Source organism: Paracoccus sp. 08 (assembly GCF_024105395.1).
GTDB classification, from domain to species: domain Bacteria; phylum Pseudomonadota; class Alphaproteobacteria; order Rhodobacterales; family Rhodobacteraceae; genus Paracoccus; species Paracoccus marcusii.
In genome coordinates this window covers 253,729-264,806 of record NZ_WEKR01000064.1, presented here as the reverse complement: position 1 = coordinate 264,806, position 11,078 = coordinate 253,729, and the positions used below count along the sequence as shown (strand labels likewise).

At 69.0% G+C, this 11,078-nt stretch carries 12 protein-coding genes; 4 read left to right on the top strand and 8 right to left on the bottom strand.

What is annotated here, in order from left to right; genetic code table 11:
* Positions 1-115: 115 nt before the first annotated feature.
* From GBO37_RS15285 to GBO37_RS15275, 3 genes are read left to right on the top strand one after another with little or no spacing between them, the layout of a single operon-like run.
* Entirely contained in the window at positions 116-751 is a 636-nt protein-coding gene (locus tag GBO37_RS15285; protein WP_252929905.1) for a hypothetical protein, read from the top strand.
* A 21-nt stretch (positions 752-772) separates the two neighbouring features.
* On the top strand, positions 773-1,777 hold the full coding sequence (locus tag GBO37_RS15280) for a YihY/virulence factor BrkB family protein (RefSeq protein ID WP_252929904.1): 1,005 nt from the start codon (positions 773-775) through the stop codon (positions 1,775-1,777).
* On the top strand, positions 1,774-2,112 hold the full coding sequence (locus tag GBO37_RS15275; RefSeq protein ID WP_045981174.1) for an SMR family transporter: 339 nt from the start codon (positions 1,774-1,776) through the stop codon (positions 2,110-2,112). The genes GBO37_RS15280 and GBO37_RS15275 overlap by 4 nt, the downstream gene beginning before the upstream one ends.
* Here the strand turns inward: GBO37_RS15275 and GBO37_RS15270 are convergent.
* From GBO37_RS15270 to GBO37_RS15260, 3 genes are all read right to left on the bottom strand, one after another.
* Positions 2,109-3,797 (bottom strand): peptidoglycan -binding protein, encoded by a 1,689-nt coding sequence (locus GBO37_RS15270; RefSeq protein WP_252929903.1) that lies wholly within the window; start codon positions 3,795-3,797, stop codon positions 2,109-2,111. The two genes, GBO37_RS15275 and GBO37_RS15270, sit on opposite strands and share 4 nt — an antisense overlap.
* 4 nt (positions 3,798-3,801) lie before the next feature.
* Positions 3,802-4,950: a hypothetical protein gene (locus tag GBO37_RS15265; protein WP_045981201.1), complete on the bottom strand. Its 1,149-nt coding sequence runs from the start codon at positions 4,948-4,950 to the stop codon at positions 3,802-3,804.
* Between the two features lie 222 nt (positions 4,951-5,172).
* On the bottom strand, positions 5,173-5,718 hold the full coding sequence (locus GBO37_RS15260) for a gamma-glutamylcyclotransferase (RefSeq protein ID WP_045999494.1): 546 nt from the start codon (positions 5,716-5,718) through the stop codon (positions 5,173-5,175).
* A gap of 62 nt (positions 5,719-5,780) precedes the next feature.
* On the opposite strand from GBO37_RS15260, the gene GBO37_RS15255 reads away from it, so the two are divergent.
* Positions 5,781-6,788 (top strand): DUF2125 domain-containing protein, encoded by a 1,008-nt coding sequence (locus tag GBO37_RS15255; protein WP_252929902.1) that lies wholly within the window; start codon positions 5,781-5,783, stop codon positions 6,786-6,788.
* Here the strand turns inward: GBO37_RS15255 and GBO37_RS15250 are convergent.
* The 5 genes from GBO37_RS15250 to GBO37_RS21480 form a co-directional block, all read right to left on the bottom strand.
* Complete coding sequence (locus GBO37_RS15250) at positions 6,785-7,711, bottom strand: prephenate/arogenate dehydrogenase family protein (RefSeq protein WP_045981178.1); 927 nt, start codon at positions 7,709-7,711, stop codon at positions 6,785-6,787. The genes GBO37_RS15255 and GBO37_RS15250 overlap by 4 nt on opposite strands.
* Entirely contained in the window at positions 7,708-8,796 is a 1,089-nt protein-coding gene (gene hisC / locus GBO37_RS15245) for a histidinol-phosphate transaminase (protein ID WP_252929901.1), read from the bottom strand. The genes GBO37_RS15250 and hisC overlap by 4 nt, the downstream gene beginning before the upstream one ends.
* Positions 8,797-8,879: 83 nt before the next feature.
* The gene (locus GBO37_RS15240) at positions 8,880-10,028 is read right to left on the bottom strand and encodes a calcium-binding protein (RefSeq protein ID WP_252929900.1); all 1,149 of its coding nucleotides are present in this window, start codon (positions 10,026-10,028) and stop codon (positions 8,880-8,882) included.
* 133 nt (positions 10,029-10,161) lie between these two features.
* On the bottom strand, positions 10,162-10,782 hold the full coding sequence (gene rpsD / locus GBO37_RS15235; RefSeq protein WP_045981180.1) for a 30S ribosomal protein S4: 621 nt from the start codon (positions 10,780-10,782) through the stop codon (positions 10,162-10,164).
* A 153-nt stretch (positions 10,783-10,935) separates the two neighbouring features.
* The gene (locus tag GBO37_RS21480) at positions 10,936-11,061 is read right to left on the bottom strand and encodes a hypothetical protein (protein ID WP_256481006.1); all 126 of its coding nucleotides are present in this window, start codon (positions 11,059-11,061) and stop codon (positions 10,936-10,938) included.
* Positions 11,062-11,078: the final 17 nt, after the last annotated feature.

Below are 11,078 nucleotides of genomic sequence, written 5' to 3'. Positions count from 1 at the left end.
GGCGGGGCGGGGGGGCGGGGGCAAGTTTTCATGCGCCCCGGCTGGCTTTGCGGGAACATTCCCCGCGCAAGGGGGGTTCGGTGGCAACAGACGCGACAACCGACCGGAGATTGCCATGCGCCGCCCCCAGACCCCCCGCCCGCCCCTGACCGAGGCCGACCACACCAGCCAGACCCGCTTTGGTCCGCGCCCCGTGCCTGCCGGCCATCGTGGCCCGCAGCCGCGCCGCACGGACGACACATCGACCGTCGCCAAGGCCGTCGTCTGGGCCGGCGTCGCGCTGGGCATGGCGGGGGGGACGGCCGCCGCGGCCATCGCCGCGCGCAAGCTGGCCGGAACGGACGATGCGCCCCGCGCGGCCTATCGCCCGGCAGCAGCCCCCCGGTTCGCCCATCTGGAAGAGGACGAGCGCGAGGCGATGCGCCGCCGCGTCCGTGCCCAGGCCCGCGAGGACAACGCCCATGCCGCCCGTCTGCGCGCCAAGGCGTCGCGCGGACGCAGCGGCAATTTCGCCAAGGACCTGACGCGCACTGCGACCGACCTGTCGGACGGTCTGAACGGCGTCGCACAGTCGCTGGCAGGGGCGTTCCGGTCGTTCCGCGGCGTCTCCAGCCAGGCGACGACCATCGTGGGCGATTTCGTGGCCGCTGCCGATCAGCTGCGTGCCATCCTGAATGGCGCGCCCGGTCCCAATCCGGGCCCCGTCCAGCAGCGTGCCCCGCGCCCGCAATCCGACGACACCCGGATCTGATCCGCCCATCAGGGACGACGCATGACCCAAGGGACCGGCATTCGCGACGCCCTGTTCGGCCCGCTGGATGACGACACGAAACGGCGTTTCGGCCTGATGGCCGCTGACCCCGCCCCGGTGCCCGCCAAGCGGATGCCGGGGCTTCGCGACATGACGCGGGCCGACCTGTTGGCGGTCGCGAAATCGACGTTTCGCCAGATCGGCGACGATCGTGTCACGTCGGTGGCCGGGGGCGTCACCTTCTTCGGCCTGCTGTCGCTGTTCCCGGCTATCACCGCCTTCGTGTCGCTGTACGGGCTGTGGGCGGACCCCTCGACCATCCAGAGCCATCTGGAACTGATCGAACCGCTGCTGCCCGAAAGCTCGCTGGAGATCATCCGCGCGCAGGTCGTGTCCATTGCCTCGGCCTCGACGGGCGCACTGTCCCTGGCCGGGGTCACTGCGCTGCTTGTCGCGTTCTATTCGGCGAATGGCGGGATGAAGGCGCTGCTGTCTGCACTGAACGTCGCATTCTTTCAGCGCGAGACGCGCGGCATCGTGCGGCTGAACCTGGTGGCGATGTGCTTTACCATCGGTGGGCTGGCGATGATCGCGCTGATGCTGGCGGTGATCGCGGTCGTGCCCATGCTGCTGCGGCTGTTGCCCATCGGCTGGGGGGCCGAGACGATCCTGGCCGTGATCCGCTGGCCGCTGATGCTGGGTCTGCTGATCGCGGCGCTGGCGGCGGTCTATCGCTGGGGGCCTGCGGCGCCCAAGTCGCGCTGGCGCTGGATCTCTCCAGGCGCGGTCTTTGCCGGGCTGGCGCTTGTCGCGACCTCGATGCTGTTTTCCTGGTACGCGGTGAATTTCGGCAATTACAACGAGACCTACGGATCGCTGGGTGCGGTGGTCGCACTGATGACCTGGCTGTGGCTGAACGCGACGATCGTGCTGGTCGGGGCCGAGATCAATTCCGAACTGGAACGCCACCTGAAACATATGGCAGGCTTGCCCGACGACCGTCCCCTGAAGCGCCAGGCCCGATGACCCTGTCCCCTTACATCCCCCTGGGGTTCGCCATCGCGCTGGAGGTTCTGGGCACGACGCTGTTGCAGCGCTCGGAACAGTTCACGCGGCTGGCGCCCACGGTGGGGATGGCCGTCTGCTATCTGGCCAGCTTCTACCTGCTGTCGGTCAGCCTTAAGGTGCTGCCCCTGGGCGTGGCCTATGCGATCTGGAGCGCGTTCGGCGTGGCCCTGGTCGCGATGATCGGGCTGGTCGTGTTCGGTCAGCGGCTGGACCTGCCGGCGGTGATCGGGCTGTGCCTGATCGTTGCCGGGGTCGTCGTCATCAACGTGTTCTCCCGTACCGTCGGGCACTAACGCTCGGTCAGCTTCAGTTCGATCCGGCGGTTCAGGGCGCGGGCTTCGGGCGTGTCCTGGGTCGCGATGGGGCGGGTGTCGGCAAAGCCCGTGGGCGCCAGGCGCTCGGCCGGAAAGTCCAGATCGTCGGAAAGATAGCGTACCACGGCGAGGGCGCGGGCCTGGCTCAGTTCCCAGTTGTCGGCATAGCGGCCGGTCCCCGACAGGGGCAGGTTGTCGGTATGCCCGTCGACGCGGATGATCCAGTCGATTTCGGGCGGGATCTCGTCGGCGATGTCACGCAGCAGGGTGGCAAGCCCGGCGACCTGTTCGCGGCCAGCTTGGGACAGGGTGGCCTCTCCGGGGGCGAACAGCACTTCGGACTGGAACACGAAGCGGTCGCCCACAACCTGCACGCCTTCCCGCCCCGACAGGATCTGCGACAGCCGGCCAAAGAATTCGGACCGATAGCGGGCCAGGTCCTGGGCCTCGGCCTCGGCCGCAAGGCGGGCCTCCTCCTCCAGCGCCAGGCGGGCGCGGGTTTCCTCGGCGGCGCGGACAAGGGCGGCGTTCAACTGTTGGCCCAGGTCGGACACGCGGAGCTCTGCGTCGGCCTGCTCTTGGCCCGCCGCATCCAGCAGCGCCTGCAACGACCCCAGCTGAGAGCGCAGCTGCGCCACCTGTTCGTTCAGCGCCGCCACCCGGCGCTGGCTGTCCTGCGAAAGGTCCTCCTGATCGGCCAGCTCCGCCCGCGCGGTGGCCAGCAGGGCGGCCTGACGCTCGGCCTCGGTCAGCTGGGCCTGGGCCTGCGTCTCCGCCGCGTCGCGGGCGGCATTCGCGGCGGCCAGCAGAGTCAGCGTCTCCTCCGCCTCGCGGCGACGCTCCTCCAGGGCCAGGGTCATGGCGGTCAGTTCGGCATCCGCCCCCTCCAGCCGCTCGCGCAGCAGGGCTGCGGCCTCGGCCTCAGCCAGCCAGGTCTGTTCGGCCTCGGTCAGGCTGGCCTGGGTCCGGTCCAGCTGCGCCTGCTGCTGGCCGACCTGAGCGCGCAGGTCCGCGGCCAGCGCCTCCAGCGCGTCGCGGCGGGCGGCGGCAAGGCGCGCGGCCTCGGCCTGCGCGTCGGTCTCGGACCGGGCGGCCGCGACCGCCAGTTCCGCGGCCGATGCGCGGTCCTCTGCCTGATCGAGCTGCGTCTCCAATGTCTCCAGCCGCGCCTGACCCTGTGCGCGTTCGGCCAGCAGGGTAGCGACCTCGGCCTCGAAGTCGGTCAAGCGGGTGCGCGCGTCGGCCAGCTGGGTCTCTCCGGTGGCCAGCTGGCTGGACAGGCGGGCGATGCGGGCGGCACGGTCGCGGGCCTCCGCCTCGGCGCGGGCGGCACGCTCGGCCTCGGTCTCCAAGGACCGGGTCAGGTCGGCCTCGCGATCCTTGGACGCGTTCAGCGCCTGGCCCAGGGACGCGACCTGCGCGCCCAGTTCGTTCAGCTGGCGTTCCTGGCGCGAGATGACCTGACCCTGATCGGTGATCGTCTCGTCCTGGGTGCTGATCGTGTCGTCTTGGGTGGTGATCTGTTCGCGCAGCACCCCCTGGACCACGGTAAAGATCGTCAGCACGAACATCAGCACCAGAAGCAGCGCCGTCATCGCGTCGACGAAGCCCGGCCATATCGTGGACGAGAAACGCTGCGCCGAGGATCCGCGGGACAGTCGCATCGGTCTAGCCCTCGCCGCGGGCGGGGTCGCGGCCCAGCAGGTCGTCGCGGAACGGATCGCCAAAGCGCGCGGCGCGGACCGCGCGGGTCAGCACCAGGATGTCGGCGCGCAGATCGGCAACCGCCTCGTTCCGGCCATTGGTCAGTTCGGTGGTCAGGCGGTCCAGCGCGGCCTCCAGCCGCGTCAGGTCGGGGGCGGGCGGCTGGTGATCGGCCAGCCGCGTCAGGGCCTGGGTCAGGCGTTCGGACTGGCCGTCGGGCGCGTCGCGGTCGGCCTGCGCCTGCTGGACCAGCGCGTCGATCGCCTGCGCCATGACCACGACGCGTTCGTCGGCCATCAGCGCGGCCTCGTCCCGCATGGCGTCGCGTTCGGCGTGATAGGCCTGCAGGCGGTCCATCTGCCCCGCCATCTGGTCCAGGAACCCGGCCAGTGCCGCCTGATCGACACCGTCCCCGTCACCCGAGGCGATGCTGATCCGGGTAAAGCCCGACATCCACTCCTCCAGTTCGCGATAGAACCGGTTCTGGCCGTGCGTCACGAACAGCTCCAGAAGGCCCACCACAAGCGACCCCGCCAGACCCAGCAACGAGGAGGAGAATGCCGTAGCCATCCCACCCAGCTGCGATTCAAGGCCCGTCATCAGGTTCTGGAACAGGTCCAGCCCCGACTGTCCGTTTTCAGGCGACAGTGCCCGGATAGTCGCCACGACCGCCGGGATGGTTGTCGCAAGACCGTAGAATGTTCCCAGAAGCCCCAGAAAGATCAGCAGATTTGCCAGATATCGGGTGATGTCGCGCGCCTCGTCGATGCGCGTCGCGACCGAATCCAGGATCGAGCTTGCGGCGCTGGCGCTGATCGCCTCTCCTCCGGGCCCGCGCGATCCCAGCAGGGCCGCCAGGGGGGCCAGCAGGCGGGGCGCCTCGTCCTGGGTGGTGCCGTTGCGGTCGGTGTCGCGACGCCGGGCGGCGAACCGTTCGATCCAGCTGACCGACCGGGTCAGCTGCCCCACCTGCCAGAAGCAGGCCAGCACGCCCAGGGCAAAGACCGTCAGGATCAGTCCGTTCAGCCAGCGGTTCGCGTCGAAGATGGACAGGATCCGCCCATAAGCGAACCAGCCCCCCGCCAGGACCAGCCCCAGCACGATCAGCATCATCAGAATCTGCCGCACCGGTTGGGAAAAGCGCGGCGCGCCCGCCGCCCCGATCAGGGCCTTGTCCCGCGTGGCCGAGATGCGCCGGTTCGTCAGGGTCAGCCGCGAGGGCGCCCTGGGGTCGCCATGTGTCGGATCGCTCACCGGTAAATCCCCGTCCCATCGATGCTTTTGCTCGACTGTAGGACGGGGCGCCTCACTTGCCAAGCATTCCGACGGCGCCGGTCAGCCGGGCGGCGGCAACAGCGCCCGGACGGCATCGGACAGCGCGTCCAGATGGTCGTCGGGCATGCCGATCTGGGCCAGATGGGCGGCGGTGTTGAACAGGTATTCGGCGTTCGGGCCGCGCCCGCCATGCGCCTGCGCGATGATGCGGGCCTGTTCGTCGGCGGGCAGGCCGCCGGCATATTGCCAGTGGTCGCGCCGCATCACATAGGCCAGCGCCTGCACCCGCCGACCGTCCTGCAGATCGACAGGCAGGATCGCCTCGCGATAGGCGTCGGTCACCAGTTCGCGCGCACGCAGGTCGGCCAGGACGCGGTCATGATCGCGGGGGCGGATGCGCAGGGCCACGCCCTGGCAGCTGGCGCCATCCTGCGGATCGAGGCCCAGCACCAGGCCGGGCACGGCCTCGGTCCCGCGATGCTGGATCGACCGCAGGCAGAAGCTGCGGGCGTATCCGGCCAGGCGCGCATGCACGGCCTCGGCCGGATCGAAACCGGGGTTCCAGATCAGCGAGCCATAGCCGAAGACCCAATCGATGCGTTCCATTGTCCGTCCTTTCGGGGCACAAGGTAGGGCAGGACGGGGCGGGAAAAAAGGGCAGGGCGGGCATGCGCGGGATGGTGATCGGGACGGGACTGGTGCTGGCGCTGCTGGCGGGCGGCTGGCTGGGCGCCGAGACGCTGGCCAGTAACCGCGTGGCCGCACTGATCGCGCAGGACCCGGCCCTGCAGGCCGCATCGGTTTCGCCCCTGCGCGATCCGCGCCGGATCGGCGTCGCGCTGTCCGAACCGTCCTGGTCGGACCCGGCGCTTTCCATCAGCCTGCCCTGGGCGCGCCTGTTCCTGTCGCCTGCGTCGCCGCTGACCGCGCGGCTGGACCTGCCCGACGGTGCGGCGGTGACCCAAGGCGGGCAGGTGATGCAGCTGGGCCTGTCTGCGCCCGTGGCCAGCATGGCCCTGTCCCCCCTGAACGGCATGGCGCCCAACCGGCTGGACGTGCAGGCCCGCGACCTGACGCTGGACGGCCAGCCCCTGGCGCAGGGCCTGTCGCTGCAGGCGCGGCTGGCGGGGCTGGGATCGGATGCGCCGCGCCCCGCGCGGGCGGCCTATGACCTTGATCTGGGACTGACCGACCTGCAGGTCGGTGGACTGGCGCAGCTGGGGCTGGACCCCGGTCCGATCCCCGGACCGCTGTCGGTCACGGGGCCGCTGCGGATCTGGCTGGACGGCACGCCCACGGTCACCGGCGACGCCGCGCCGCAGATCGTCGGCTGGCAGACCGCCGGGCTGGACCTGCGCGCCGACACGATCGGCCTGCGCATCGTGGGTCGCCTGTCGCGCGACGACCAGGGCTTGGCCGAAGGGCAGGTGGCGCTGTATTCCGCAGACGCGGATGCGATGATCGGGATGGCCACCGGGCTGGGGCTGATCCCGGCGCAGGCCGCGATGCTGCTGCGGGCAGGACTGTCGCAGCTGTCGCGGGCGGAACTGGACGACACGCTGCCCGGCCCCGACTTTCCCGCAGTGGCCGAGGGCGAGCTGCGCGTGGCCGTCATCATGCGCGATGGCCAGCTGATCCTGGGCGGTGTGCCGATCGGCCCCGCCCCGGCGATCTAGCCCGCGGGTCGGGCGCCGGGGGTGCGGCCGAAATCGGGGGCCTCGGTGTCCTGTCCGGCCTCGATGATGCCGCGGCGGATTGCCCGCGTGCGGGTGAAGTAGTCGTGCAGCTGCTGGCCGTCGCCCATGCGGATCGCGCGTTGCAGGACGAACAGCTCCTCGGTGAAGCGGCCCAGGATGTCCAGCGTCGCCTCCTTGTTGTGCAGGAACACGTCGCGCCACATCGTCGGGTCGCTGGCCGCGATCCGGGTGAAGTCGCGGAAACCGGCGGCGGAATACTGGATCACCTCCTCGCCGGACACACGGCGCAGGTGGTCGGCCACCCCCACCATCGTATAGGCGATCAGGTGCGGCGCGTGGCTGGTCACGGCTAGGACCAGGTCGTGATGGGGGGCGTCCATCCGGTCGGTCTTGGCGCCCATCGCGGTGATCAGCCGGTCCAGCCGCGCAAGCGCCTCCGGGTCGGTGTCGGGCAGCGGCGTCAACAGCCACCAGCGGTTGCGGAACAGGCTGGCAAAGCCCGCGCGGGGCCCTGAATGTTCGGTGCCGGCCAGCGGGTGGCCGGGGATGAAATGCACGCCTGCCGGCAGGCAGGGGGCGACCGCGTCGATGACCGACTGCTTGACCGAACCGACATCGGTGATCGTGGCACCGGGGGCCAGATGGGGCGCGATCTCGGCCATGACCTCGGCCATGGCGCCGACGGGGACGGCCAGCACCACCAGATCGGCGCCGGCCACCGCCAGGGCGGCAGTGTCGCAGACCTCGCACAGGCCGATCTCGCGCGCGGTGTCGCGCGTCGCCTGGCTGCGGGCATAGCCGGTGACGCGGCCCGCCAGGCCGCCGTCGCGAATGGCATGCGCCATCGATCCTGCGATCAGGCCCAGCCCGATCAGCGCCACCTTGTCATAGACCTGCGTCATTGCGCGCGCCCCTGCATGAAGTTGCCCAGGCAGTCCAGCACCCGCGTCACGGCCGCCTCGTCGCCCACGGTGATGCGCAGCGCGTCGGGCAGGCCGTATCCGCCGACGCGCCGCACCAGGATGCCTTCGGCGCGCAGCGCCGCATCGGCCGCGGTCGCGGTCTGGGGGCTGTCAAAGCGGGCCAGCACGAAATTGGCAAAGCTTTCGTCGCAGCCGATGCCCATCTGGATCAGCGATTGCCGCATCCGGTCGCGCATCCGCGCGTTCAGTGCGATGCAGCGGTCGGTGAAGTCGCGATCCAGGACGGCGGCACGTGCGGCCTCCATCTGGGCGTTGGACAGGTTGAAGGGCTGGCGGATGCGGTTCAGCACGTCGATCACCGCGCGCGCGGCATAGCCCCATCCGATGCGCAGCCCGCCCAGGCCATAGGCCTTGGAGAAGGTCCGCGTCATGATCACGTTCGGATGCCGGTCGACCAGCGACGCGCCGCCGTCGAACCCGTCGGCGAACTCCGTATAGGCGCCGTCATGGACGAACAGCACCTGCGGCGGCAGGCCATCCACCAGGCGCTGCAACTCATCCGCGCCCAGCATCGTGCCGGTCGGATTGGCCGGGTTCGCGATGAAGACGACGCGTGTGCGCTCGGTCACCGCGGCCAGGATCGCGTCCACATCGACCCGGCGCGTGTCCTCCGGCACGGTCACCGGGATCGCGCCGACCATGCGCGCCAGGATGGGATACATCGAAAAGCCGTGCTCGGTCGTGATGACCTCGTCGCCCGGACCGGCAAAGGCCTGGACAACGAATTGCAGCACTTCGTCCGAGCCCACGCCGCAGATGATGCGGTCCGGATCCAGCCCGTGCACCTGCCCGATGGCCGCGCGCAGCCCCGCGTGATCGGTCGCCGGATAGCGGTGCAGATCGCCCGTTGCGCGGCGGAACGCGTCCTGCGCCGCGGGGCTGGGACCAAGCGGGTTCTCGTTCGACGACAGCTTGAGCACGTCGTCGCGGCCCGCCAGCGTGCTTTCGCCGCTGACGTAAAGCGCGATATCCATGATGCCGGGCTGCACGGGGGTCTGGGTCATGGGGGTCCATCCTTATGTCGGACCCCGTCTAGTCCCGCAGGTGAGGTTAGAAAAGCCCCCAAACCGCCGCGCCGGCCCGACGGTCAGGCAAAGATGAAGTCGCCTGCGTCGATCAGCAGGTGGTCCACATTACTCAGCACGATGGTGCTTGCGCCAAAGCGGATCGCCGTGTCCGCGCCCTGATCGATGATGCGCAGATCGTCCATGTCGTCCGGCCCCCCGGCAAAGACAATGCGGTCGACGCCGTCGGCGAAATCGGTGACACGGTCCTGCCCGGTGCCCGGCCGGAAGACAAAGCTGTCCGCCCCCGCACCGCCGGTCAGCAGGTCGTTCCCGGCCCCACCTTCAAGACGGTCATTGCCGGTCCCGCCGCGCAGCACGTCAGCACCTACGCCGCCGTCCAACATGTCGTTGCCTATGCCTCCATCGAGGATGTCGTAGCCAAATCCTCCGCGCAGCACATCATTGCCGGCGCGTCCTGTCAGCACGTCGTTGCCAATCCCGCCCTCCAGCACGTTCGTGCCTGCATTGCCCGACAGGCGATCGTTGCCTGATCCACCGCGCAGGTTTTCGACCCCGGTGACGGTGACACTATTAGTCGAAAAGCGCTGAACACCCGTCACCGCCAGATCGACCGCGACATTGGCCGTGGTCGCTATATGCAGCATGTCGATGCCGGCTCCCCCGTTCACGACGTCTGCGCCGCGCCCCGCGATCAGCAGGTCGTTGCCCGCATCGCCGTTCAGCCTGTCATTGCCCAGTCCGCCATTGAGAACGTCCGCACCGATGCCACCGCTCAGTCGGTCATTGCCTTGGCCGCCCTCCAGTCGATCGTTCCCTGCACCGCCGAACAGTCCATCGTCGCCGCCCATGCCCTGAATGCGGTCATTTCCGGCCATGCCGTCCACGACGTCGCGGCCCGACGACCCGGTGATCTGGTCGTTGAAGGCCAGGATCGACCGCCAGATCGACAGATAGTTGCCGCGACCAATAATCGCGTCTTCGTCGATTTGGCCTGGTGCGGTGGAGATCAGGAAATCCGACATGGTCAACACGTCCCGCCCGTTCTGTGTTAGCCGCAGGGCGTCGGCGCGATCGAAGCCGGCGAAGGCGATTTCAACCCGGTAGCCGTTGGCGTGGTCGATCCAATCCTCGTTCCCGCCAAAGCGGCCGGGGCCGAATCCGGTTGGAATGGTTAGGTCAAAAGGTCGGTGAAGCTGAATGCGGGCCATAAGGGCGCTCCGGTTGCATACAATGTCCGGATGCTAGCCGATCCCGCCCGCAGATCGACGAATAAATACATCAAATTCAAAGCAAAAGGCCGCATCCGAAGATGCGGCCCAAAGACGGTCGATCTGGCGAAGATCAGTTCTTCGCGTAGAATTCGACGACCAGGTTCGGTTCCATCTGCACGGCATAGGGGATGTCGCCCAGGGCCGGGGTGCGCACGAAGGTCGCGGTCATCTTGTTGTGGTCGACTTCCAGATAGTCCGGGACGTCACGCTCGGTCAGGGCGACGGCTTCCAGCACGATGGCCAGCTGGCGCGAACGCTCGCGGATCGAGATGACATCGCCTTCCTTGACGCGGTAGGACGCGATGTTCACGCGCTGACCGTTGACCTGGATGTGGCCGTGGTTCACGAACTGGCGGGCGGCCCAGATGGTCGCCACGAACTTGGCGCGATAGACGACGGCGTCCAGGCGACGCTCCAGCAGGCCGACCAGGTTCTCCCCGGTGTCGCCGCGGATCCGCTCGGCTTCGGCATAGATGCGGCGGAACTGCTTTTCGGTCAGGTCGCCGTAGTAGCCCTTGAGCTTCTGCTTGGCGCGCAGCTGGGTGCCGAAGTCCGACAGCTTGTTCTTGCGGCGCTGGCCGTGCTGGCCCGGGCCGTATTCGCGACGGTTGACGGGCGACTTGGCGCGGCCCCAGATGTTCTCGCCCATGCGGCGATCGAGTTTGTACTTGGCAGACGTGCGTTTGGTCACGGCTGATCTCCTTCAACAGGTTGCGAAGGGCGTTGTCCTTTGGCCCAGGGGTCTTGCGATCCGGGGCCTGACAGGGTTCCCCTTGCGGGGTCCACCAACACCAACGAAGCGTGCCGTATAGACGCGCAGGCCCCGGTGTCAACCGCAATCGCCCTAGTCCAGCGCCCCGTCCGGCTGAAAGAAATGCGCCAGCGGCAGCCCCGCGGCCCCCAGGATGCGCGCGCTGCGGCCAAGCGATCCCTCGATCACCTGCGGACGGTCGATGCCGGCGGTCGGCATCCCCTCCAGCGCTGCGC

What these genes read in the sequence shown, in the direction of transcription:
- GBO37_RS15285 (WP_252929905.1), top strand. Translation starts at nt 116, where the DNA reads ATGCGCCGCCCCCAGACCCCCCGCCCGCCCCTGACCGAGGCCGACCAC.
- GBO37_RS15280 (WP_252929904.1), top strand. Translation starts at nt 773, where the DNA reads ATGACCCAAGGGACCGGCATTCGCGACGCCCTGTTCGGCCCGCTGGAT.
- GBO37_RS15275 (WP_045981174.1), top strand. Translation starts at nt 1,774, where the DNA reads ATGACCCTGTCCCCTTACATCCCCCTGGGGTTCGCCATCGCGCTGGAG.
- GBO37_RS15270 (WP_252929903.1), bottom strand. Translation starts at nt 3,797, where the DNA reads ATGCGACTGTCCCGCGGATCCTCGGCGCAGCGTTTCTCGTCCACGATA.
- GBO37_RS15265 (WP_045981201.1), bottom strand. Translation starts at nt 4,950, where the DNA reads ATGATGCTGATCGTGCTGGGGCTGGTCCTGGCGGGGGGCTGGTTCGCT.
- GBO37_RS15260 (WP_045999494.1), bottom strand. Translation starts at nt 5,718, where the DNA reads ATGGAACGCATCGATTGGGTCTTCGGCTATGGCTCGCTGATCTGGAAC.
- GBO37_RS15255 (WP_252929902.1), top strand. Translation starts at nt 5,781, where the DNA reads ATGCGCGGGATGGTGATCGGGACGGGACTGGTGCTGGCGCTGCTGGCG.
- GBO37_RS15250 (WP_045981178.1), bottom strand. Translation starts at nt 7,711, where the DNA reads ATGACGCAGGTCTATGACAAGGTGGCGCTGATCGGGCTGGGCCTGATC.
- hisC (WP_252929901.1), bottom strand. Translation starts at nt 8,796, where the DNA reads ATGACCCAGACCCCCGTGCAGCCCGGCATCATGGATATCGCGCTTTAC.
- GBO37_RS15240 (WP_252929900.1), bottom strand. Translation starts at nt 10,028, where the DNA reads ATGGCCCGCATTCAGCTTCACCGACCTTTTGACCTAACCATTCCAACC.
- GBO37_RS21480 (WP_256481006.1), bottom strand. Translation starts at nt 11,061, where the DNA reads ATGCCGACCGCCGGCATCGACCGTCCGCAGGTGATCGAGGGATCGCTT.